Genomic DNA, 23,897 nt, shown 5'->3' with positions numbered 1-23,897 from the left:
GAAGATTTTTCCCCGTGAGACAGCGTTGATACTCGAAAGTGTTGGGCGGACGGAATTCGGTGCCGGGCCAAGACAGTGCAAGCCGGTCTATACGCTATTATATATCAGAAAGGCGATATGATCATTATGCGATATCGTCCGGTTGACGTAGATCGCGCAACGCGCTAGATATAATATCCTGATCACTTTGCCCCTTTTGATCTGGATTCTACATCATGGCCTACCAGAGCGAAAACCTGATCGCGCAAGCACGCGAGGTCCGCGAGGCCTCCGGTGTTAGTCAACGCGCGCTCAGCGAGCGAGCCGGGCTGACGCAGAGCCATATCTCGCAAATCGAGAGCGGCAAGATGGAGCCGGGCCTTTCCAGCTTCATAGACCTGACACGGGCGCTCGATCTCGAGGTCATGCTCGTGCCGAAGAAGCTCGTGTCGGCGGTGCTCGGCCTGGTCAAGGCCCAAGCGACGCCGGACATGCATATCCACGCCGGTCAGCCAAACGACAAGCGTTTTGCCCGTGCCGAGCGCCTGGTCAAGAAAATGAAGCACCTTTACGGCAGCTCAGCCGACCTCGATCGCATCGAGGATACGCTTCGGTTTCTGCGGCGGGTGAATCTCAGCGATCAAGAGATGCAGCTCGTGCGCGAGTTGATCGCCCGCCTCGAGCGCTACCAGGCGAGCGCCCAAGCAGGACCCATCTTGCACGACATCGCACAGAACCTGCAGCGCCTTCGCAACTCGATCGCCCATCCCGTTCCGACGGAACCGCGACCTGCCTATTCGCTGGACGATGGAGATGCGGATGCCTGATGTCTCGGTTCTGGATGTACGGCTCTACGACGAGCCTATTGGCACGCTAACCCACCTGCAGGGCGATCGGACGATATTTGCGTTCAACGAAGACTACGTCGATAACCCGGATCGGCCGACCCTCAGCCTGTCGTTCAAGGACGACTTGGACGGCCTCATCACCACAATCCGCCCGACACAAAGGGTCGTGCCGCCATTCTTCTCGAACCTGTTGCCGGAGGGCGGCTTGCGTCGCTATCTCGCTGAGCGGGCCGGGGTCAATCAGCAACGCGAATTCTTCCTGCTCTGGGTGCTGGGGCTCGACCTGCCCGGAGCGCTCTCTATCCATCCTGCGGTGGGTGACGGCCTCCCTCCTGGTGATGACGAGGATCTTCCGAAGAACGCCAAACCCAATGCGCTGCGCTTCTCGCTCGCCGGCGTGCAGCTCAAGTTCTCCGCGTTTCAGAACGCAGGGAAGGGTGGCGGCCTGACCATTCCCGCCGAGGGCGTCGGCGGATCGTGGATCGTGAAGCTCCCGTCCCAGCAGTTCACCGGGGTCCCGGAAAACGAGTTTTCGATGATGACGATCGCCGGGATGATCGGCATGGAGGTGCCGATCATCAACCTAGTCGATCTCGATGCAATCGCCGGCATTCCCGAAGGAGTAGGTGAATTAAGAGGGCAGGCGCTTGCTGTCAGCCGCTTCGACCGAACCGGTGACGGTCCTGTCCACACCGAAGATTTCGCGCAGGTGTTCGGGGTCTTCCCAGACGACAAGTACAAGCGTGCAAGTTACGCCAACATCGCGCGCGTGATCGGCACCGAGGCGGGCGATGTTGGGGCGGTCGAGTTCATTCGCCGCCTCGTGTTCAGCGCGCTGATCGGCAATGGCGACATGCACCTCAAAAACTGGTCGCTGATCTATCCGGACCGGCGCTCGGCCGCGCTCTCGCCGGCCTACGACCTGGTGTCGACCATTCCCTATATGAAGGGCGAGGACACGGCTGCGCTTAATTACTCTCGCACGAAGAAGATGGCCAAGCTCGATACCGATGAGCTTCGGCATCTGGCGGCCAAGGCACTTCTGTCGGAAAAGCTTGTCGTCGACACCGCCGCGGAAACCGTCCAACGATTTCGGCAAGTCTGGGAGGCTGAGAAAACGCATCTTCCTCTCGCCGCTACCGTCGTGAAGGCAATCGACGCGCACGCTTCGACCGTGCCACTATTTGGCGAACTCGCATGATCAAGCCTCAGCACGCCGTCGCCTTGAGATGATTCGATCCGGCGCATCCGATCGGGTCTCGGAGGTGCCTCTGCTATTTTGCGCGTCCGAATGTAAAATGTGCCGCGGTTTTCAGTCTCGACGATTTGCAACATGGCGAATGCGCACCGTCAAATAAAACGCCGCAGGGCAGCACGGTCTCTAGGGCCGAAACGCCGCGCTCGAATTATTTGGCATCATCCGCCGTTTCTCCGAGGACTTCGATTTGTCCTTCCCGCCTTGCCGAGGATCATGGGCGCCATCATATCTGGATCCCCTCCGTTGCCCAACGCTGTCGGGTTTTGCTACCGAGGCTTTGACCTGGTCGCTGTGATCTGGACGAACTGGACTTCAACAGAATTGGCCTGAGCTTCGGTTCCAGCCGGGAGAGCGCCTGCAATGGCATTTCGATTTGTTCATACGGCCGACATCCATCTCGACTCCCCTTTGCGCTCACTTGCGCTGAGCAATCCCGAGCTTGCCGAACTCGTCGGGGATGCCAGCCGCCAGGCATTCACCGCGATCGTGGATCTGTGCCTGGAGGAGCGTGTCGACGCTCTCGTTGTTGCCGGCGATCTTTACGATGGCGACCAGACCTCGATGAAGACGGCGCGCTTTCTGGCCTCGCAGATGACGCGCCTGCACCAGGCCGGCGTCAGGGTCTATATGATCCGCGGCAACCACGACGCCATGTCGCGAATTACGAAGCAGCTCGTACTGCCAGACACGGTGACGACTTTTGGCGGCCGCGCCCAATCCGTAATCCAGCCTGGCGCTGGCATAGACGTCGCGTTCCATGGGCTGAGCTTCACCAACCCCAAGGCGCCCGAAAGCCTGCTGCCCAAATATGCCGGCCCGCAGGAGGGAGCTGCCAACATCGGCATCATGCATACGAGCCTGTCCGGTTCCCCAGGCCATGACGTCTATGCCCCTTGCAGTGTCGTCGATCTGCACAGCCACGGCTTTGACTATTGGGCGCTTGGCCACATTCACGTTCGCCAAGTGTATTCCGGTGCGAGCACGCTTGTGATGCCAGGGATTCCTCAGGGGAGGGACATCAATGAGGCGGGTGAGAAATCGGTCACGCTGGTCACCATTCGCGACGATCGCTCCGCCGAGATCGAGGAGAGGCTCACCAGTGTCGCGCAGTTCGAGCGCGTGAGCGTCGATCTAACTGGGGCGTCGGAATGGAGCGAGGCCATCGTCCGCATCCGGGCAGGCCTGGAGCAATCTCGGGAGGTTGCCAGATCGCGCTACCTTGTTGCCCGCCTTGGCCTGATTGGCACTTCAGCGCTGTCCTCGTCGCTGATGCGCGACAGGGACTTGGCTGTCGCAGAAGCCGTACAGGCAGCTGAGCAGGTGGGCAACACCTGGGTCGAGAAGCTGGAGCTTGCTCTTTCGCCTCCCGGTGTCGGCGATTTGGGAAGTGCTGCCGATCCCACCCTGGAGCTAGCACAGTCGATGCGCGCGAATGCAGGCTCAGAAGCATTTCGAGCCGAAGCGCGAGAACTCGTCTCGAAGACGATCGCGGACCTGCCGCCCGATGCCCGCGGTTTCGCCGGCAAGGACGAAGCGGGGCTTGAACAGTTTCTCGACGATGTATTGGCACGCAGCGTTGACGTGGTCACGGCGAGGCTCAAGGCAGGTGCAACGCGATGAGATTGCGGCGCCTTGATCTGACCCGCTATGGCAAGTTCACCGCTAAGGCGATCGATTTCGGAGAGAAGCCGGCTTCAGGCCCAGACCTTCACGTCGTCTTCGGGCTGAACGAGGCTGGCAAGTCGACCGCGCTTTCCGCCTACCTTGATCTGCTCTTCGGCATCGAAGAGCGCAGCCGCTACAATTTCCTGCACGAATACAGCGCGATGCGCATCGGTGGGCTGCTCGAATTCGAGGGACAGACCCTTGCCGTCTCACGCACCAAAAGCCGTAGCAACTCCCTGCACGACGCCGAAGGCAGGGCGCTGAGCGAAATAGCCATTTCGGCTCACCTCGCGGGCTTGTCCCGCGATGCCTACAGCAGCATGTTCTCGCTCGATGACGAGACGCTGGAAGCAGGAGGCAAGGCCATCCTCGAATCGCGTGGCGATCTCGGCAAGCTCCTTTTCACTGCCAGTGCAGGGCTTGGCCATGCCAGCGATGTCTTGGCCGCACTGGAGACGGAGGCAGACGGGCTTCACCGAAAGCAGGCCCAGACCACCGAAATAGCGTTGCTCAAGAAGCGCTTTGCGGAGCTCAAGTCACGCAAGGAGGCGATCGACACGCTGGCCTCGACATTCGAGGCGCTTGAGGCGGAACGGGTGGAAGCCCAGGAGAAGTATGACCGCAGCCTTGCCGAGCGCGCGATGTTGTCGGCGCGGCTCGCCACGATCGACCGATATGTGCGCTGCGCCCCGCTCCTGGCCGAAATCACACGCAAGGCAAGCAGGCTGGCTGAGCTGCCTGACATACCGTCTCCTGCCAGGACCTGGAGTGGCAGCGTTGCGGAATTGATCGATCAGGACGCGCAGTTGAGGACCCGTCTGCAGGCGAATGCCGATGAGATCGATCGGGCGAAGGCCAAGATCGAGGCAATCGCTGTCGACGACGCTGTCCTGGCGATCTCAGAACAGGTGCGCGGACTTGCCGATCGCAAAGCGCGCTATTTGTCCGCGGGGATGGATCTGCCGACCCGCAAGATGGAAGTCCAGCTGCTCGACCAGACGGTAGCCAACTGTCTCGCCGCTCTTGGAAGGTCGGCCGAACAGGATCCGTCCCGGCTCATTCTGCCGGCCGTTGTGGTCGGCACGCTTCGAACCATTGTCGAGCAGCGCTCAGGCATAACGACGAGCCTGCAGATAGCCCGCGATGAGGCCGCTTCCGCGCTCGACCAACTCAACGCTGCGCGAGGTCGCGTTGGCGAGGAGAGGGCGGTGCCCGAGCCCGCAAGAGCAAGGCTGATCGCAGCCGTGTCTGAGGCGAAGCCCAGTGGTCACGTACGCGAGATAAGAGAAGCGCGCGCGTTGGGGGACGAGCGGCAAACAAGGCTGGCGGATGCGATGCGGCGCCTCCTGTCGTGGTCTGGAGGTGCGGAGGCACTTTCGAAAATGTCGGTTCCGCCACCAACGCAGATAGCTCAGTGGAAAACACTGGCCGCGGACCTTCAAAGGGACAAAGCAGTTTTCTCCGAGCGTCTGGCTGAGCATGAACAAAGTCGGATAACGACTTCGTCACGGCTGGCTGCCGTCCGCGCCTCAGCCGAGATCGCCGACGACGAAACCGCCGCAGCTATACGACGCGAGAGGGACGAGGCCTGGCGAAATCATCGGGCGGACCTCACGGCCGAAACGGCGGACGCGTTTGCCGGGGCATTGACCAGGGACGATCATGTCGGCCACGCTCGATTGGCCCATGCGGGCGAGCTGGCGGATCTGCGCGCAGTCAAGCAAAAGGCTGTTGAGGCCGAGGCTGCCATAGAGCGCGTCAGTGCCCAGCTGGCCGAGGTGGAAAAGCGCGCCGAAACGGCATCCGCGGAAATCAAGCGAATGGCCAGCACCTTGCTTGAGGATTGCCAGACCCAGTCGCTCGACCTGTTGATCGGACATCTCGAGGAGCGCCTTTCCACGCGCTCTGAAGCGCTTGGCGCCTGGGACGACATCCTGCTCGCACGCACAAGGATTGAACGCGCGACAGCCGAAGGAGAGCGGCTCCATCTCGGATTGGCCTCGGCTCTTCGAAGCGTTGGAATTCAGTCGGAAGCCGATGAGGCCCTGGAGGCCATGGTGGTCGCCGCCGACCGCTTTCTCGACAGGCAGGCGAAGGTCGATGCGGAACGCGCGGAAGCACTGAGGAGCGTCGCCGCGAAGGAAGAGGAGCTGGCCGGCAGGCGCCTGACGGTTGAAATTGCCGAACGGCGAGATGCCGCATGGCAGGCCGACGTCAAGGAAACGCTGAAGGGCACCTGGCTCGAAGACGGCATCGCCGGAACCGGGCTCGGCAGCGTGCTGGATCAGCTGTCGGAGCTCTCAAAGGCCCTGCAGGATCGTGAGGCCATGCGTATGCGCATTGGCAAGATGGAGGCGGATAGGACTGGATTTGGTGAAGAGGTGGCCCGGCTTGGTGCCCAAGTCGGCGAGCGTGCAATGGACGGCGCGCCAGAACAGGTGAGCCTCAGGCTGACAGAACGTCTGGAGCAAGCCGAGCGCGCCCGTGAGGCGCGGGCGAATCTCCTCCTTGATGTTCAAAATTTGCAAGACGTTCAGGAAGCATTGAACGCCGAGATCGCGGGACACGAGAGGACCAAGCAGCAAGTACTCGACGCCTTCGGGGTGAAAACTCTGCCCGAAGTCGCAGAGCGCGATGAACAGCTTCGCGAGCGGGACGGCCTGCAGAGTGCCGTGTCCGAGCTTGAAGAACGACTCACGAGCGAGCTTGCGCTCGACGAGTTCATCCAGGCGCAGGCGTTACTGGCGGGCCTCGATCTCGATGAGCTCGCAATTGAAAAGGCCGAAATCGCGCGGCGCCTCGCCGACCTCGATGACACACTACAACTGCAACTCGTCCGACGCACCCGGGCGACCGACAAGCTCGATGCGATCGGCGGGGACAGCCAGGTTGCCCGCATCGATGCCGATCGTCGCACCGTCCTTCTCGAAATCGAGGAGAAGGCTGCCCGCTATATCGAGTTGAAGCTTGGCGTCATGTCGGCGGCGAGCGCACTGCGGGTGTACCGCGAACGTCACCGCTCTGGAATGATGGGTCAGGCCTCCGACGCCTTCGCACTGATAACGCGCGGCCAGTACACAGGCTTGACGACCCAGCCAGTAAAGGGCGGAGAGGTCCTTATCGCGACACAGCGGGATGGCCAATCGAAGGTGGCTGACGCTTTGTCGAAAGGCGCACGATTCCAACTCTACCTCGCTCTGCGCCTCGCCGGGTACTATGAGTTCGCCAAGCTCAGGCCTGCAGTTCCGTTCATAGCCGACGACATCATGGAAACCTTCGATCATCTCCGGTCGGAGGAAGTTTTCCGCCTGTTCGGCGAGATGGCCAGTGTAGGCCAGGTGATCTATCTCACCCATCACCAGCACCTATGCGAGATTGCGAAGTCGGTCATTCCCACTGTAGCGATCCACGAACTCGGGTAATTCTAACGGCATGGTTGTTGGCGCGTTCCGAGCTAAAGTCGCATGGCCAACAGCAGCTTCGCGCCTCATGCACGAACCCGCTTCGCGGGAAGGCGCCTCGGCCTGAGATGGCGCGACAGGCATTTGACTTGAGCGGGTAGAGGCGTCGATCTGACCATGGAGTTCCCTTCAACAAGAGGAACTCGCCATGGCTACCCTGTCGATCGATGCACCAATCTCTCCGCTTCGCCAGCGCATGCAGCACGACATGCTCATGCGTGGCCTGGGCTCCCATACCCAGCAGGACTACGTTCGTCACGTCCGGCGCTTCGCTGTGTTCCTTGGCCGCTCGCCCGGCACTGCGACGGCTGAGGACATCCGTCGATTCCAGCTGCATCAGCATGAGAGCGGCGTCGGCCCTGCGACGATCAATGGCGCGGTCTCGGCGTTGCGGTTCCTGTTCCTCGTGACGCTGAAGCGGCGAGATCTGGCGCGTGCGCTGGTGATCATGAGGTATCAGCGCAAGCTGCCCGACGTGCTGAGCGTGGAGGAAGCGGCGCGGCCGCTCGAAGCCGCACCAGGCATCAAGTACAAGGCCGCACTCGGCGTTGATGAAACTGAATGCTCCACCGGCGGTGGCGCATAGAGGGGTCGGAAAACAAGAACCGCCTCTATCGCGAGCGCAACCTGATCGAACGCTTCTTCTCCAAGCTGAAGCATTTCCGCCGTGTCGCTACACGGTACGACAAACTGGCAGCTTACTTCCTCGCCATGATCCAGCTCGCCTCAATGCGACTGTGGCTTCGCGCTTATGAGTCTACGGCCTAGCCTAGAAAATCCCCGTCGTCAGAAGAACATTACTGGCGAGGAAAAAATGCGGCTAACTTGCCCTGAGCGGTCGACCGCGTGAGCTTCAGGGAATGACGTCGGTCGGATTCCACGTCGAGCATTCGTTGATCGTGTAATTGGCGGAAGCAATCAGACAAGTGGAGACAAGGCCGACCAGAACGGCGAAGAAAAGATTCTGGTGGGTTTCCGGCGGCTGTGACTTAACACTTTGCAAGCTATATCGGCGATTAATTTGGGCGATACTAATATTTGAAAGAAGAAACTTCTTCACCAGCCATTTCCGGCTCTTAACAGGCCATGCCCGATGTGTTACCGATACTGGCTACTGGTACTGTGCCGATCTTTGTCGCAACCTAGAAAAAGCCGTAGAAATTCTGATAGTGCCTTGGCGTCGGCATGGGGACTTGAGGTGCGGCCTGGACCGAAAGTGACCTCACGATGCCTTCAGCCTGTCTATTGTCAACCTGCGGAATAGGGCCTGATTGTCAGTCTGCCATTGTATCAGCAGGCCGGCACCCCTCAGCAATTTTAAGGGAATTGAATTGCGAAGCATGGAAGATAATTATCTTTTTTCCTGCCGTGGCCGTATTGCAAGAATATTTATTGCCGTATTCATAATTTGTATAGCGTTTGGACCAATGTCTTTGGTATTGCATTGGAGGATTAACAGTGTTAATATTTGTTGGCTGAGACTACCAAAGTTTTATAGATTAGATTTATACTTTGGTGAAGATTTTTGTAGTTCAAACGATTTGCTTTTGATGAACTTATTTGTTTTTTCTGCAGGATATGCGGCGGCCTACATCATAGCTATCCCCGCTTGGGTCAAAGTTTCCTGGTCCCGCAAGAATTGGAATGACTGGCGCACAAATCTGTGGAGCATTATATTCATATGTGTTGTTTTTGCATGTATTGCTCTGGAAATTCATGGATATATATTTACTGATGTTAGATTATTGGGACGAAGCCCTAGGCTTGGCTCCGGTGTGCCAATATACGAATACTCCGTGCATCAGGTTTTTGCGCTGATGGGCCCGGTGAATTTTTTGCTTTTTGCTGGGAGTATATCTTTGTCTGGAAAAATATTTGGGCCTTTATCTGGGAATCACCCGGTCGGAGAATAGCACGATGACAGACAATCCTAGTATTAATATTGCCGGATATGACATCAACATAGAGACGTTCGGCAAGATCGTGTCTAGGATCGGGCGGTTCTTGAGCTTTCCACCAAAGGGCGCGTCGCCGACTTGGGAGAGTTGCTGGAAGTTGCTGGAGACTCATTTCAGACGGGCGTCACAACCATAACCGACGGCGCTGCATTAGCTTTGTCAAAAGGGCTTACTGAACTGGCTGCGACAAATGTCGGTGAAGACCTTGCATTGAGAGCGTTGATTCGTGCTGGCATAGCTGACGCTGTGTTAGTGGACCTTAGCGCTGGAATCGCTGTCGATTTGGTAGCCGCGGGTTTGGGTGCGGCCATTGCGGCTGAATTGGCTCCGATAATTGTGTTCGGGATGTTCACGCTGGTGGTGGTTACCGCTGCCGATTATTTTACAGAATGGATGTTTGATAGCATTCTACCGCAATTGCTCAACACGTTTCATGACCCCCTCATCCTCGACCTCAATGGCGACGGCATCCACCTCTCGCCGCTCGACGGCTCGACCATCCATTTCGACTACGACGGTGACGGCTTTGCCGAGCGCACGGGTTGGGTTTCGGCCGATGATGGCATTCTGGTTCGGGATGCCAACGGAAACGGTGTCGCCGACGATGTGTCGGAGCTCTTCGGCTCATCCACGCAGGACGGTTTTGCCGTGCTGGAAACGTTCGACACCAATGGCGACGGCAAGATCGACGCGTCCGACGCGGTGTTCAGCACGCTGAGGGTCTGGCGGGACCTCGACCAGGACGGCGTCTCCGACGCCGGCGAGATGATGACGCTCGCCGAGGCCGGCATCGTCTCGATTTCGTTGACGCGCACGGATGTCGCCGGGACCAGCTCCGGTCATGAGTTGGGATATGAGGCGATATTCACCCGCGCGGACGGCACGACCGGATCCGCGCAGACCATCTATTTCCAGACGGACCGGCAGGATACCCGCGCCGACAATACGCCCAATTTCACGCCGGCCGAAGGCGTCGACAAGCTGCCGCAGCTGCCTGGGTCGGGGCAGATCAATTCGATTGCCTGGAAAGCAACCCAGGATGCCGCCTTCAAGGCCGATTGGACCCGATGGCCAAGAGTCTAACTAAGGAGATGAAAGATAGAGGCGCCATCCCGAATGACGCATATTCGACCAACGGCAACACGTATGTTCGGAAGGTCTGCTGCAATTAGAACAGCCGAGGCTGCACGTTTGCTCCAGTTCCCGACATTCCCAACCAGCTTCGCGAGTGGGCCTTGTAGGCGGCTTCTTCCGTCATGGTCGGGCGCATACGACGACCGAGTTTGCCGATTCAACTCTTATTCCTTTCAGCATGTGCTAATGTTGCAACCTTGCGCGGCCGGGTACAAAGTACGGCGTTTGCAGCTTGGGACTGCAACCAATGGTGAGCACATGATCCGCAAGGCGCTTCTTTGGTCGGCTGCATCGTTGCTCGCTGGCGCCACAACCCTGTCCGCGCACGCTGCCGATAAGGTCGTCAACCTTTACGACTGGTCGGACTACTTGGATCCCTCGGTCATCGACGACTTCACCAAGGACACCGGTATAAAGGTCGTGTACGACGTCTTTGACTCCAACGAGATCCTTGAGACCAAACTGCTCACAGGGGGCTCCGGCTACGACGTCGTCGTGCCAAGCGCCAATTTCCTGGCCCGCCAGGTCGAGGCCCGCGTCTTCCAGAAGCTGGACAAGTCGAAGTTGCCCAACATCGCCAATATGTGGGACGTCATCGAGCGGCGCACCGCCAAGTACGACCCGGGCAACCAATATTCGGTGAACTACATGTGGGGCACGGTGGGTTTGGGGTACAACACCTCGAAGATCAAAGCCGCGCTTGGTGTCGACAGACTCGACAGTTGGGACGTCTTCTTCGATCCCGAGAAGCTAAAGAAGCTCGCCGATTGCGGAGTCTACGTGGTCGATTCGCCCACCGAAATCCTGCCCATAACGATGAATTATCTTGGGTTGAACCCCGAGAGCGCCTCGCCGGAGGATTTCGGCAAGGCCGAAGAGGCATTAATGCGTATCCGTCCCGACGTCCGCAAAATCGAGTCATCCGAGTACATCAACGCCTTGGCGGACGGCGACATTTGCCTGGCGATCGGCTGGTCGGGCGACGTCTTGAAGGCGCGCGATCGGGCCGCCCAAGCCGGTAACGGCGTCACAATCGCCTACTCGATCCCTCGGGAAGGCACTGTGATGTGGTTCGATCAGCTGGCAATCCCCGCAGATGCACCGCACGTGGACGAAGCGAATGCCTTCATCAACTACCTCATGAAGCCTGAAGTCGCCGCCAAGAACACAAACTACGTATTCTTTGCCAATGGCAACAAAGCCTCACAAAAATTCGTTGAAAGAAGCATTCTCGGCGACCAGTCGATCTATCCTGACGATGCCACGCTAAAGAAGCTTTTCACCGTCTTTCCGTACGACCCGAAGACGCAGCGCGTGGCGACGCGCACCTGGACCAAAATCGTCACGGGTCAGTAATTGACGGCAGTTGCGCTTCCGACGAACCGCCTGATTGTTCATCGATCATCCGTCAATCCGCAATGCCTGCTTTCCGCAGGCCAGCTAGCCAGTGCTCCACGTCCTCCTGACGGCGATATGGAGAACCGCGCTTGTAGTCACCCAGGGTGAAACCAGGCTTGCGCTCGAGGCATCTGCCCCAAGCCAGTATTGCCTCGTCGACGCGTCCGAGCTGTCCCAAACACGCAGCCAGATTGGCGAACCCGCGATCATAGTTGTTGTTGTCCCAACGGCGGAACGAATCCAGCGAAGCCTCGTATTCACCGAGCAGATAGTAAGCGAATGCGAGTAGCTCGTGGACGTCGCGGTGTTCGAGCGGACTCAGCCGTCTGAGCCGCTCGCCGATCTCGCGGGCCTTCGTGAGTTGACCGCTCCAAAGGCAGATGTACCCGACCCAGACGAGTACCTCCGGGTTTGTCGGACCCATCGCGAGCGCGCGTCGCCAATGAGCCTCGGCGGCCTCGAACTCTCCTTTCCATCCATGTAGAGCGGCGACGACCGCCTCTGCCAGTCCGCTGGCGTCGCCGAGTTCGATAGCCCGCAAGGCCGACTGCATGGCCAACGCCTTCATGTCTCCGTCGCCTCGGAAGACGGAGAGGGTCGCATAGGCGTCCGCGAGCCATGCATGTGCTCGCGCCGAATGAGGCTCCCATCCGAGAGCCAGCCTTAGGAACTCGACACCAGCGACGGTGTCCTTCTCGGTGAATCGGTGCATAGCATCGATGCCGCGCAAGAACGCGTCATATGCGCTGAGGCTCGTTTGCGTTTGCCTGGTCCGAACTATCTCAGCAGCGCCTACCTTGCCGACCAGTGCCCAGGCGATCCTCTCTGTCACCTCGTCTTGGACGGCGAAAAGGTCTTCGAGGTCTCGATCGTAGCGCTCGGCCCAGACGTGATTGCCAGTGGCTGCTTCTATCAACTGCGCAGTGATCCTGACGCGTGCAGCCGCCTTTCGAACGCTTCCTTCGACGACGTACCGAACACCGAGCTTCCTTCCGACCTCGGTGATATTTACGGATTGACCCTTGAAGGCGAACGAGGAATTGCGCGCGATCACGAACAGACTCTGACTGCGACTGAGCTCGGTGATGAGGTCCTCGGCTATTCCATCCGAGAAATAGTCCTGCTCGGGGTCCGCAGACATGTTTGTGAAAGGAAGCACGGCCACCGATGGCTTGAACGGGAGCGGCAAATCCTCTGCTGAAGCAATTGACGCTGAAGGTTCTCGATCATCCCGCTCTTCTGTTTGAACCCGATAGGCACGCACAGGCTCTGCGATGTTCTTCATCGCATGCTCGCCCAGGTCGACGAGTGTGTAGGGGATCTTTCCCTTCACTTGATCATAGACGCTGCGTCCAATGACGACACCTCCGGGCTCACTAACCTTTTCCAGCCTGGCGGCCACGTTTACGCAGTCACCGTAGATTGTCGCCTCATCCGGGATAACCTCGCCGGCGTTGACACCCATTCTGAAGGCCATGCGCCGGTCTTCAGGAAGATCCGTATTGCGTGCCGTTATGCGTTCTTGCGTCTCGACTGCGAACTGCAACGCGTCGACAGCGCTGGGAAACTCGATCAGCAGACTGTCGCCCGCAGTGCCGACCAGCCGACCCCTGAATTGCGCGACCTTCGGATCGATGACTTCGGCGCGCAGTGCCTTTAGATGGAAGAGAGTCCCGGCCTCATCGGCCCCCATCAAACGCGAGTAGCCAGCTACATCCGCTGCCAAAACCGCAACAAGCTTTCGTTCCGGTCGCGCCACGATGCCTCCTGAACTACAAAGACGTCACGTGGGTTTGCTGTGAGCGTAGCACTCGCGTGTATGCGCAACTAGCCGTCAGAGACGGTCCGCTTTGGGTGGCGGGCTCAACAGGTGAACGTCCGCTATCGTATTTCGGAGGCCAGAAGCCGCCATTCCGAAATCGGCCCCACTCTTGCCGAGCCAGCACCAAGGCGTTCCTCCCGTGGCCAATCATGGCTGAAGGAGAAACAAAATGGGACATTCTCACTACGAACCTACCGCTTGTGATCGCCGCGCATGGAACGCGGGCAAGAAGGTCGGAACGAAACGCCCGCTGAAACCTCGACAGATATGGGCGATCCGCTTCTTTCTAGATCGTGAGCGGCGCCTACGCGATCGAGCTCTGTTCGATCTAGCAATCAACAGCAAGTTGCGCGGTTGCGATCTCGTTAAGATCAAGATTGGCATCTTGGTTCTCGGAGCGGAAATTCGGACCCGCGCGACGGTCGTGCAACAGAAGACAGGCCGACCGGTGCAGTTCGAGTTGATGAGCGATGCGCGTTCCAGTCTCCTTGCGTGGCTGGAAGCGCGCGGCGGTACAGTCGATGACTATGCATTTCCGAGCAGAGTCCACCCAAAGTGTCACATGAGCACCAGACAGTATGCGCGCCTCGTAGACGAATGGGTTGTGGCAATCGGACTTCGACCTCAGGAATACGGCACGCATTCGCTGCGACGTACGAAAGCGTCCATCATCTACAAGGCGACCCGCGCGGTTCAGATTTTGCTGGGCCACACTAAGATCGAGAACACAGTCCGGTATCTCGGGGTCGACGTAGAAGATGCTCTCGAGCTGGCCGAGGCGACGGAGATCTGACTAGAAGCGGCTCCGCTGTCTCGGTGGGGCCGCGATGCGCCCAAAGTCAGTCATTCGTGCCACGATTCTATGTTGCTAAAGCCGCCATTCAGTAATCTGGCCGGCGACGAGGGCTGCACCGTCGCCAACGTGACAACTCCTGCCGCCTCACCGCGTCGCGGCTAAGGCACGAATCTGAGCTTGTCTGCGGCATTGCAACGCCTCACCAGAGCGCACGTCTGACGCGGTAATTCAACGGTGCTCCAACATTTGTTATAGGGCTACAAGCTAAACGGCAGCTTGTCTCCGGGTGCAGTCGGATACCAGACGGGCCTGCTTTCGGCCCCATTCCAGACAGGGCAGACGGCTGAGTCTCCCGTTGTTCATGTTTTGTGCTTCGAAAGTCGCATAAGGGCAGTCTGGAACAGCCATGTCGGCAACTGGGCGTCGCGAAAAAGCGCACGCGAAGACCAACACCGGATTTCTGAGAACATGCCGCTGCGACCATCGGGCGAAACACGGGCACACTCGGTCTTCGACGTAGTTCGCATGCGCTGGTCTGTAGCCCGCGCCGAATCCGTTCACGCGACGGTTTTCCGCGCAGGCGCGCGGTGTTTGCCACCGGTCTTGGACGCGCATTTGCGCTTGGAAAGATGCGCAAGCAAAGTCGTTAAACGCATCGCGTTCAAGACCCGCTTCGCCGGGACACCGCCCTTGCGCGCCATCTCGACACCCCAATGCATGTGGTCGAGTTCGTTGATCGAATGAGCGTCCGGATTGATGCTGAAGATGCAGCCCTGGTCGAGTGCCTTTTGATGCCAGCGCCAGTCGAGGTCGAGTCGCCACGGGTGCGCGTTGATTTCGACAGCGACGCCGTGCTTCGCGCACGCTTTGAGGACTTTGTCGACGTCGAGATCATAACCGGGCCGGCGCAACAGCTGGCGACCGGTCAGGTGCCCGATGATTGTCGTTCGAGGATTTCCGATCGCCTCAATGATACGCTCCGTCTGTTCCTTCTTGGGCAAGTTAAAGCGGCTGTGCACGCTCGCGACGATGAAATCGAATTGCTCCAAAACGTGATCCGGATAGTCTAGCGAGCCGTCAGCCAGGATGTCTGCCTCGATGCCCTTCAGGATTCGGAATTTCCCAGCATACCTCTCGTTCAGCCGATCCGCTTCATGGTGCTGTTCAGCAATCTCCGGCAACGTCAGGCCGCCCGCGTAGTGAGCGGACTGCGAATGATCGGCGACACCAAAGTATTCGAACCCGCGCTTGCGGGTGGCGTCAACCATCGCCTCAAGCGTCTCGGTGCCGTCGGATGCGGTCGTGTGAGAATGCAGGATGCCATGCAGATCATCATCCCGAACGAGGGCGGGTAGCTCCTGCCTCGCTGCCCTCTCAATTTCGTCCCTGCCTTCGCGCAGTTCAGGCTCGATAAACTGCAAGCCCAACGCTTGGTAGATTTCCTCCTCTGTCGCTGATGCGATCAGCTTTCTCCCGCGGTAGAGCCCATCGACCTTGAGGGCGAACCCACTCTCGGCCGCAAACATCTTCAACTGCTCAAAATGGTCCGCCGAACCGCTTGCTTCGAGGAGGCTCGCGCCAAAGTGCTTCTTGTCCGCGACAACAAGTCTGAGGGTGGACTGCTCGACTTCGGGGGTCGGCTCCTCCCCCAGCGCGACCAGGGCCAAGTCGGAAACGAGCTCGCAGCCGCGCCGGAAATCACCTGCAATTTCGACGCGCGAAAACTCTGGATGCTCTTGTTTCAGCGACACGACAGCATGTTCGAGAAGAGCCGCGGCCTTGTGCAGGTGAAGTTGTGTTTCGCCGCTTCGCGCAATGGCCAGGTTCTGCAGGACCTTCGTCTGAAGCGCGGCGCTGAGGCCTTTGCCCGGGCGTATGCGATCCTCCTTCGCCGCGGCTTCGAGCTCGGCCAGCGAGTTCACGCCCAGCGCCTGATGTAGCTTCAATATCTTGTCGGGCCGAAGCCCCGGTATGGCAAACAACTCCATCACACCCGCCGGCACCTCTTCCCGCAGTTTCTGAAGGCTTGGATGCATGCCGGTTTCATGGAGCTTGGTCACGATAGCCGCGATCGCGTCACCTATGCCCGGGATCTTAGTGAGGGCGCCGGCGGCGATGATCCGATCAAGCGGCTGCGACAGCGTCGTCAGACTGTCAGCCGCGCGCAAGTATGCCCTTGTGCGATAGGGATTGCCGGCGCGCAGAGACGTCCGGTGGGCGTATTCCCGCAAAAGACTGGCGACGGTCCTTGGATCGATTTTTGCCATGGCTTCAGCAAAACGAGACCGATCTCGGCGGGTTCCCATCAGGCAAGGCTATGAGGGCCGCGTTGCCTACTGCCTCTTCACGCGTCGCGCGCTACAGATTGGGCAAGGATTGGTCAGCGCGATCCCATCCGGCCAGAGCTTTGGAGGCTGCGCGCTTCTTTAGTTGAGGAGCGTCGCCGACGTGGAAATGAGAAGGCGCATCGATTGTCTTCATCTCCGCCCACGTGATACGACTGGCGCGCCAGGCCGTGATCTTGCGCTGTAGGGCATGATCGCGGTCGCCCCGCGCTGATTGCGTAAATAGTCCACAAAGATACGACCCTTGCGGCGCGCCTTTGACACACGGCCGTGAAGTGCGCCGGGCGACTGCCTGCGCCAAGCGAGACGCGAAGTCCTTTACCTCTTGCCACTCGGCGCGAGGGGTGAGGGGCGCGATGACATGCACTCCCTTGCCTCCTGTCGCAGGCGCGGCGAAATTGGCCGTGCGACGCTCCGTAAGACGACAAGGACCTGATTTGCGATCTCGAGATCGGCGAGGTCTTTATCGCGTGGTGATCGCCTCAACCTGAGCCGCTGTGTGCCACAGGCACGATCGCAGGGGCCGAATTTTGGCGGTGACCTCGCCGTTGCCCGCCTGTCTGCTATCGCCTGTCCGCCAGACCGGGAACATGTTGCGTCTTGCCGCTGAGCCGCGCCCCCAGCGTCAGCGTCCGCGGAAAATTGCGGACGACCGCTCTCATCATGGCGGCGCCGCCGGGGCCAAGGGCGATGCGCGCGATGGCTTCCGCGGCGAGGACTCGGGTCGAGAACAATTCTCTCCAGGCCGCCTCGTAGCGTCTGCCGGCCGCTTCGCGTTCCGCCTGCCCACCCGTTGCCGCGCCGAGTTCCAGTGCCAGAAGCCAGCCGGATTGAAGCGCCATCGATATGCCCTCCGCGATGATCGGATGCGACTCGCCGGCGACGTTGCCAACGCGAAAGATGTCCCTGTCGTAGCCGGCGCGGATGCCTGGCCGGATCGGGCCGGCGGCAAGCCATGGACCATCGAGGCTGGCTTCCTCCAGCGCGTCTCGGGCGCCCCGGCATGTCGCCCTGAGATGATGCTCGACGGTTTCGGCCGCTGAGACCTGGCCACCGCGGACATGGCCGCCGCGCAACCGGGCGAGCACGTCGCGCCTTATGCAGCAGGAGATGGACATGCGCCCATGGTCTGCGCGCACCATGCCGCCATAGCCGCCGGGGAACGTCAGCAGCGGCATCAGGTCGGGCGGCAGCGTCGATCCTGAAAAATGCGCCTTGAAGCCGAGCAAGTCCCAGGGGCGGCTTTTCTTCTCGAGTTGGCTCGGCAGCGGCCCCGGCTCCCACGAGCCGTGCGCGGCGACGATCACCGGCGCCCGCAGGATCGTCGCTTCGTCGCGGGAATTCCCGGCTCCTGCCTGGATTCGCACTGCCTGGCAGGCGCCGTCGCGTTCGATGCCGGCGGCGCGGCAGGGCTGGAAGACTTCCGCGCCGGCCGATCGGGCCGCATCCAACAGCAGGGAGTCCAGCACGTCGCGGCCGAGCGCCCGGCCGAAACCATCTCCTGCCGTGAGCCCGTACTTCGCGCCCGGCATCGGCGCCTCGACGCTGGTGCTGCCGGAAAAGAGGCCGACCCGGCGAATTTCGGGGCCCGCTTCGGCCCGCCACGCATCGCCGATCTCCAGCCGCTCGAGGAGCGCGAGATTGCTTGCCGAGATATATTCGCCGCACACCTTGCGACGCGGGAACACGCTCTTTTCCACGATCGCTACGGCCCAACCGCGCCGGGCCAGCGCCAGCGCCGCCGAGGTGCCTGCCGGGCCGGCGCCGATGACGATCGCATCGTGGGTCGGTGCCGGTCTCATGGCGCATTTGCGGCAGGCATCGGCGCGGCGCCGGCAAAGACATGGGTGAAAGGACCGGCGCGCCGCTCCTCGACCGGCCGGCCGCCGGCCGCCCTCCAGAGATTGGAAAGCTCGCTGCCGCGGAAGCCGGCGCGCACGCTCTGAGCGGCGTCATGCCTGGTGACGTCATTGGCGCCGATCGCCGGCAGAAGGCGGGTCGCCGCCAGCGCCAGGCCCTTCCTCCGCGGTTCCGTCGCCAGGAGCAATGGCGCCCTGCGAACCAGTAGTGAAAACAGGCGCAGCAGTCTGGCGTCGTCGAAATGATGCAGAAACAGGTTGACCGTGATCACATCGAAGGCCTCGCGATCCGGCTTCCGCGCCCAGTCGAAGACATCGGCGGTGACGGGTTCGAGCTTCCATCCCAGACCGGCGAAATCCGCCGTGAGCTCAGGGGTGATAAGGCCGACGTGATCGAGCATCGTCAGGTCCACGTCCGGCCAGTCTCTTGCCATACGCCGGGCCACTTTCAGCATGAACGTGCCGTCGCCGGCGCCGATCTCGAGGATGCGGCCGGGCGCCTTGGCCATGAATCTTCTCATGAGCGAGACCATGATCGGCGCCTGGAACATCAGCGCATTGATGCGGGCGAGATCGCGCCGCGAGCGGAGCGCCCGCGGATCGTCCGCGGCAAGGTGATCGAGGATTTCCGGGACGACCGTCCGTTGATCGAGCGCATTCATGGGACGGTCCGGAACAACATGGTTTCGGCCGTCAGACCCGGTCCGAACGACATGCCGCAGCCGAGCAAGCCGGCGGGATTCTTCAGCATCTCTTCCATCACGAACATGACCGTCGCGGATGACATGTTGCCGTATCGGCGCAACACCTCGCGTGACGGCTCCAGGGCGGCGGGCGCGAGGTGCAGCGCCCTGTCGACGGCGTCGAGAATGGTGCGTCCGCCGGGATGCACGGCCCAGAGGTCGATCGCGTCCGGCGGCCGGCCACCGAGGATGGTGTCCTGCTTGCCGCCCAGAGCCTCTTGGATCGCCGCGGGCACCTGTCCGGAGAGAAACATGTCGAAGCCATGGTCGCCGATATTCCAGGTCATCAGCTCCCGCCGCTCGTCCGCGACGGTGCAGCGGAAGCTGTCGAGCTCGATGCCGAGCGGCTCGCCGGTGACGAGCGTTGCCGCGCAGCCATCGCCCCAAAGGCAGAAGGACAGCAGCTTTTGCAGCTCGCTGGTTTCCCTGATGTGCAGGGTGCAGACTTCGATGTTAACCAGGAGGATCCTCGCCAGCGGGTCGGAGCGCACGATGTGACGCGCAAGCTTGAGGGCGTTGACCGCCGCGTAGCAGCCCATAAAGCCGATCATCGTGCGTTCGATACCGTCCGGCAGGCCGCAGCGCGCAGCGAGGTCGAGGTCGATCCCCGGCGCCGAGAAACCGGTGCAGGTGGTGACGATGAGATGGGTGATGCGCGATGCCTCGTCGCCAAGACCCAACCCGTCGACGGCCTTTTGCGCGAGGATGGGGGCGGCCTGGCTGAACATTGCCATCCTGGCCGCCGTTCCGGGAAACGCGCCGCGCCTGAAGGTGCCGGCAAGGTCAGCCGACGGCCCTTCGGGATCGAGAGCGGGCGCAAAGCAGGAAAAGCGGTGCTCGATGCCCGCAAGGCCGGCCATGCGTTGGAATATCCTCCTGCGGTCGGCGGTCAGCATGGAGGCCGCGTAACGGAGGTAGAACTGGTGGACTTCATGCTCCGGAACCGCTGTCGCGATCCGGTTGATATAGGCGTTAGCGGGCATGTTCTGCGTCCTTGCAAGTCGGCACGGAACCGTGGCGCTGCTGTCGGAGGCCTCTGCTCAACAAAGGCCGCGCCTTCTCCGCGCGCAAAGAGCGTCGCAACATTTGGTTTGATGCATGACTCGTTCCGAAAATCGGGTCCGATTTCAGCGTCATGCGTTAGCCTCACCAGCTGTCGCCGACGTACCCATTGAGTGTTGCCTGTTCGATAAACGCTTCTGGGATTGATTTCGTCCCGGTTTGAGGGGGCGGGCTTCCAGTCCAGTGCTCGCTTTCTGGTAAAGCGCGAGGCGAAGTCAGGTCATTTCATCCCCGGCTAGTCCCGCACTGTAGCACCTGCCCTTTTTCAGCGTCCCCAAACCGCTCGGCATCATGCCTTCCGGTACCGGCGGGACGGCACTGATTTTCTCTTCACTGTCGGCGATCTCGACAAGTCGTGGAGGTGGATGTCTCGTTCATGATGACGATACTGTCAGGCGTGGCACGAGCGATTGCAGCCTCGGCCGCTGCCGTCGACGTTTTCGGACGCTTGATCATCGCGCCCGGAGACAGCTCCGCCATCAGGCAAGATCAATTAGAGCCTGTGCAAGAGCGCCCAGGTTTTTCACTTCGACACCATCCTTGAGCGGGAAGCTTTCGGCACCGGGATAGACAATGAGGCGACGAGCGGGATTGACGTCCTCACAAGCCAAGTGAAAGCCCTTTTCAACTTTCGGCGCCAAACTGCGCTTGATCTCGATCGCCCAAGGACGTTGGCCGGGAGCAGCCAGAAGAAGGTCTATCTCGGCGCCGGCGGCGGTTCGATAGAAACTGGCTACAGTACGCGCAGGCGCTACAGAGAGAAGATTTTCGATGACATAGCTTTCCCAACTGGCCCCGACAACGGGGTGCCCGGAAAGGCCGTTGAGATCTTCGATACCCAACAGAGCGTGCACGATGCCGCTGTCGCGCAAATAGACTTTTGGTGATTTTACAAGTCTCTTGCCGGTATTCGCGTGAAACGGAGGCAGCCGTCTTACCAGGAGAAGGTCGACGAGAAGATCGACGTAGGATGTCACGGTCGGTGCGCTAACGGACAGGCCGGACGCCAGCCGAGAAGCGTTTAAGAGACCAGCCTGATTGTGGGCGAGCATGGTCCAGAGCCGCTCTAGCGTCTGTGCGGGAACGCGTGGTCCGAATTGCGGGACATCGCGTTCGAGGTATGTTCGAATGAAGCTGCGCCGGAACGCCAGGCTATCGGCATCGGACGCTGCCAAAAAGCTGTCCGGAAACCCCCCTCTGAGCCAGAGACGCTCGGTGTCCGCTGCTCCAACTTCCAGGACATCGAGCGGCGTCATTTCGACATATTCGATGCGGCCGGCAAGGCTTTCGCCAGACTGCCGAAGCAAATCCATGGAAGCTGAACCCAGCAGCAGGAACCTGCCGGTGCGGTGACCGCGACGACGGCCCTGGTCGATCAAGCCGCGCAGTTCCTGGAACAGTTCCGGCACGCGGTGAATCTCGTCTAGGATGACCAGACGATCTTCGTAGGCCTTGAGAAAGAGGACCGGATCCGAGAGCTTGTTTCGGTCTTCTCGCGATTCCAGATCGAGATAGAGCGCACCGGTCTCATCGCCAATCTCCAACGCGAGCGTGGTCTTGCCGACTTGTCGCGGTCCGATCAAAGCAACGGCGGCCTGTCGTCCGAGCGCTTGCCTGACTAAAGGGAGGACTCTGCGGGGTATCATCCTTGCAAATTAAAGAGGACGCTTTCAATTTGCAAGGAAAAGTAGGGGCTTTTTGGGTGATCCACCGAATGGAAGACCGGGAAGGACAAGGGGCGGGTCCGGGATTTACCGAAACACTGTTCAGCTTGGCGTGCCAGAGCAGGACCTGAATGACCCGGGTGTCGGTGCCGTCCTCCAGAAGGTATGTCGCCAAGCTGTGGCGCAGCGTGTGGGGCCCGACTCGGCGGTATCGAGTGGAGCTTCGGCAGGAAGCGCGGGATGGGACTTTAATTCGTCGACGCCATCCTCTCGACTCGGCCTGGTCCACGTGTGCTTTGCCTTGTCGTCCGATGCTCGATGTCGTTCGTGGCGCAAGCGTATTCAAAGGCATAGGCGCGGAAGCGTCCTCTTTGATTAAATGGCACGGCTGAACGATTGGCGCCGGGGGTCGTGAACTGGACGCCGTAGCACCTGGGGAGGGAATGAGCAGAGGCGGCCACGATCAGGCGCAACAGGAAGTCTCTCGATACCGCGGTGGCGGCCTTCTCATGCAGCTCAACGAAGGGGAACTCTGGGGTCTGGTCGATGGCGAACATATGCAACTTGCCCGTTCGGCGCGCACGTCAGCGACGTCGATGTCGAAGTAGCCGATCGGATAGGTTCGATCTTCTGCTTTCGCCAGCTTGTCGCCCTCTCGCTGCCTGCCGCAGCAAACAACGATGCAATGGGGACCGCGCAACGTTCGGGATCGTCGGCTGCAACGCGCATAGCGGCGATCGTCCAATACACGGCCTGCAGCGCCGAAAGGCGACTATGACGGCTGCTTCAGCGTGCTAACCGCGATATCGGCTCCCTCGAACCGGTAGGCAGGTCTGCCCGCTCCCTCCTTCTGGCGACGGTCCTCTTGGTTGATCGCGTAGGGTTGCCGGCATCTTCCGCGACCTCAGTATTGCTGATGCCGAGGCCTTGGCATCGGCGAACAGCTTTTGAGTTAGTTCGGCAACCGAGATGATATTCGCCTCGGCCGTATCGGGCACCTTGTTCGCAAGTCAGTAATGAAAGAAGTTCGTGCCGAGCGTGCTCATGTCACCATGAAATCCCATGCGGACTCGCGGTTCCTTGGTCCGCCCTCACGATTTGATCAAAAGACTGGCAAAATTTAACGGGCCTGCAACCGAAAGCCTTAACCGAACTGCAACTCGCGGCGATTTATTAGTATTCCCTTTAGTAACCCAGGGCTGGAAAAATGCGAAAAATAGTCTCCCGTTTCATCCAGGATAGATCTGGCGCGACCGCAATCGAATATGGCCTGATCGCCGCCTTGATCGCGCTGGCCATCATCGCCGGAGCCGGCGCGCTCGGGAATTCGATCAACGGCAAGTTCACGAAAATTGGCAATACGCTTAACAGCAGCGGGTCATAAGATTGCATACAGAATCTAATCAGACGGCTTGCCGACCGGAGCTTCACCGACGTCCGCTCCCATCTGGTCGCTGACGGGCTTGATCTTGCCGGGGGCCCAGGGCCTCGTCATCGAAGCTCCGCAGCCAGGCATCAGAAAACCATCCCAGGATGCTGACACGACGCCTCCATGCCGCCCTTCCGTGCCTGCGCGCCACGGCCGGCGCGCTCCTATGTGCGGTCGATCATGGCGGCGCGATATTACCTCTTGGGAACAATAGCGTTGTCGGGTGGGTCGCATGCCATTCTGTGTCGTTGCGGAAATGCACTATGATCGGGTGGTCAGTTCGCAGGTAATCCAAGCCGCAGCTCCCGCTGCGGCAGCGTCAGAAATGAATATCGACAATGCCTTCCCTCGCAGGTGGACGAAGGACTGGATCCGAGCGACGGACGACGTCGGCCGGCAGAATTCGCCTACGCAATCGCCGGCGAAAGGCCTTGTGCGGCGAAGCGCACCAGTGAATTGTGCATCATTCGCATGGT

At 60.1% G+C, this 23,897-nt stretch carries 18 protein-coding genes and 3 pseudogenes; 12 read left to right on the top strand and 9 right to left on the bottom strand.

Going from position 1 to position 23,897, the window contains the following annotated elements:
* The first annotated feature begins 215 nt into the window (after positions 1–215).
* The 6 genes and pseudogenes from ACWGS8_RS21600 to ACWGS8_RS21575 all read left to right on the top strand — a co-directional run.
* A complete protein-coding gene (locus tag ACWGS8_RS21600) occupies positions 216–806 on the top strand; it encodes a helix-turn-helix domain-containing protein (protein ID WP_454582804.1) in 591 nt (196 codons plus the stop codon).
* Positions 799–2,028, top strand: coding sequence for a type II toxin-antitoxin system HipA family toxin (locus ACWGS8_RS21595; protein WP_454582803.1), 1,230 nt, complete (start codon positions 799–801; stop codon positions 2,026–2,028). Before ACWGS8_RS21600 ends, ACWGS8_RS21595 begins: the two co-directional genes overlap by 8 nt.
* A 417-nt stretch (positions 2,029–2,445) precedes the next feature.
* Positions 2,446–3,705, top strand: coding sequence for a metallophosphoesterase family protein (locus tag ACWGS8_RS21590; protein ID WP_454582802.1), 1,260 nt, complete (start codon positions 2,446–2,448; stop codon positions 3,703–3,705).
* A complete protein-coding gene (locus ACWGS8_RS21585) occupies positions 3,702–7,172 on the top strand; it encodes an AAA family ATPase (RefSeq protein WP_454582801.1) in 3,471 nt (1,156 codons plus the stop codon). Before ACWGS8_RS21590 ends, ACWGS8_RS21585 begins: the two co-directional genes overlap by 4 nt.
* A 187-nt stretch (positions 7,173–7,359) precedes the next feature.
* Complete coding sequence (locus ACWGS8_RS21580) at positions 7,360–7,797, top strand: phage integrase N-terminal SAM-like domain-containing protein (RefSeq protein ID WP_454582800.1); 438 nt, start codon at positions 7,360–7,362, stop codon at positions 7,795–7,797.
* Between the two features lie 23 nt (positions 7,798–7,820).
* Positions 7,821–7,979: pseudogene (locus ACWGS8_RS21575) on the top strand (transposase); the annotation flags it as partial.
* Positions 7,980–8,064: 85 nt separating this feature from the next.
* Here the strand turns inward: ACWGS8_RS21575 and ACWGS8_RS21570 are convergent.
* On the bottom strand, positions 8,065–8,271 hold the full coding sequence (locus ACWGS8_RS21570) for a hypothetical protein (protein WP_454582799.1): 207 nt from the start codon (positions 8,269–8,271) through the stop codon (positions 8,065–8,067).
* A gap of 280 nt (positions 8,272–8,551) precedes the next feature.
* On the opposite strand from ACWGS8_RS21570, the gene ACWGS8_RS21565 reads away from it, so the two are divergent.
* The 3 genes from ACWGS8_RS21565 (at position 8,552) to ACWGS8_RS21555 (ending at position 11,659) form a co-directional block, all read left to right on the top strand.
* On the top strand, positions 8,552–9,124 hold the full coding sequence (locus ACWGS8_RS21565; protein ID WP_454582798.1) for a hypothetical protein: 573 nt from the start codon (positions 8,552–8,554) through the stop codon (positions 9,122–9,124).
* 132 nt (positions 9,125–9,256) lie between these two features.
* Complete coding sequence (locus tag ACWGS8_RS21560) at positions 9,257–10,252, top strand: hypothetical protein (protein WP_454582797.1); 996 nt, start codon at positions 9,257–9,259, stop codon at positions 10,250–10,252.
* A gap of 309 nt (positions 10,253–10,561) precedes the next feature.
* Positions 10,562–11,659 carry a polyamine ABC transporter substrate-binding protein gene (locus ACWGS8_RS21555; RefSeq protein ID WP_454582796.1) on the top strand — a complete coding sequence of 366 codons (1,098 nt, stop codon included), beginning with the start codon at positions 10,562–10,564 and terminating at the stop codon, positions 11,657–11,659.
* Positions 11,660–11,711: 52 nt separating this feature from the next.
* Here ACWGS8_RS21555 and ACWGS8_RS21550 read toward each other — a convergent pair whose 3' ends face one another.
* Complete coding sequence (locus ACWGS8_RS21550) at positions 11,712–13,460, bottom strand: tetratricopeptide repeat protein (protein ID WP_454582795.1); 1,749 nt, start codon at positions 13,458–13,460, stop codon at positions 11,712–11,714.
* A gap of 232 nt (positions 13,461–13,692) precedes the next feature.
* Here ACWGS8_RS21550 and ACWGS8_RS21545 point away from each other — a divergent pair, with 232 nt between their 5' ends.
* On the top strand, positions 13,693–14,316 hold the full coding sequence (locus ACWGS8_RS21545; RefSeq protein WP_454582794.1) for a tyrosine-type recombinase/integrase: 624 nt from the start codon (positions 13,693–13,695) through the stop codon (positions 14,314–14,316).
* Between the two features lie 560 nt (positions 14,317–14,876).
* Here the strand turns inward: ACWGS8_RS21545 and ACWGS8_RS21540 are convergent.
* The 7 genes and pseudogenes from ACWGS8_RS21540 to ACWGS8_RS21510 form a co-directional block, all read right to left on the bottom strand.
* A complete protein-coding gene (locus ACWGS8_RS21540; RefSeq protein ID WP_454582793.1) occupies positions 14,877–16,586 on the bottom strand; it encodes a PHP domain-containing protein in 1,710 nt (569 codons plus the stop codon).
* Between the two features lie 210 nt (positions 16,587–16,796).
* A pseudogene (ligD, locus tag ACWGS8_RS21535) lies at positions 16,797–17,031 on the bottom strand (non-homologous end-joining DNA ligase LigD).
* Positions 17,032–17,227: 196 nt separating this feature from the next.
* Entirely contained in the window at positions 17,228–18,466 is a 1,239-nt protein-coding gene (locus tag ACWGS8_RS21530; protein WP_454582792.1) for an NAD(P)/FAD-dependent oxidoreductase, read from the bottom strand.
* Positions 18,463–19,185 carry a methyltransferase domain-containing protein gene (locus ACWGS8_RS21525; protein ID WP_454582791.1) on the bottom strand — a complete coding sequence of 241 codons (723 nt, stop codon included), beginning with the start codon at positions 19,183–19,185 and terminating at the stop codon, positions 18,463–18,465. The genes ACWGS8_RS21530 and ACWGS8_RS21525 overlap by 4 nt, the downstream gene beginning before the upstream one ends.
* On the bottom strand, positions 19,182–20,249 hold the full coding sequence (locus ACWGS8_RS21520) for a type III polyketide synthase (RefSeq protein ID WP_454582790.1): 1,068 nt from the start codon (positions 20,247–20,249) through the stop codon (positions 19,182–19,184). Before ACWGS8_RS21520 ends, ACWGS8_RS21525 begins: the two co-directional genes overlap by 4 nt.
* A gap of 558 nt (positions 20,250–20,807) precedes the next feature.
* A complete protein-coding gene (locus ACWGS8_RS21515) occupies positions 20,808–21,911 on the bottom strand; it encodes an ATP-binding protein (protein ID WP_454582789.1) in 1,104 nt (367 codons plus the stop codon).
* A 172-nt stretch (positions 21,912–22,083) separates the two neighbouring features.
* Positions 22,084–22,227: pseudogene (locus ACWGS8_RS21510) on the bottom strand (tyrosine-type recombinase/integrase); the annotation flags it as partial.
* Between the two features lie 208 nt (positions 22,228–22,435).
* On the opposite strand from ACWGS8_RS21510, the gene ACWGS8_RS21505 reads away from it, so the two are divergent.
* Both ACWGS8_RS21505 and ACWGS8_RS21500 read left to right on the top strand, forming a co-directional pair.
* On the top strand, positions 22,436–22,600 hold the full coding sequence (locus ACWGS8_RS21505) for a hypothetical protein (protein ID WP_454582788.1): 165 nt from the start codon (positions 22,436–22,438) through the stop codon (positions 22,598–22,600).
* Positions 22,601–23,199: 599 nt separating this feature from the next.
* A complete protein-coding gene (locus tag ACWGS8_RS21500) occupies positions 23,200–23,376 on the top strand; it encodes a Flp family type IVb pilin (RefSeq protein ID WP_454582787.1) in 177 nt (58 codons plus the stop codon).
* Positions 23,377–23,897 lie beyond the last annotated feature (521 nt).

Source organism: Mesorhizobium sp. 43Arga (assembly GCF_053714255.1).
The sequence above is the reverse complement of the archived record's forward strand: the minus strand, read 5'-3'. Positions and strand labels throughout refer to the sequence as shown.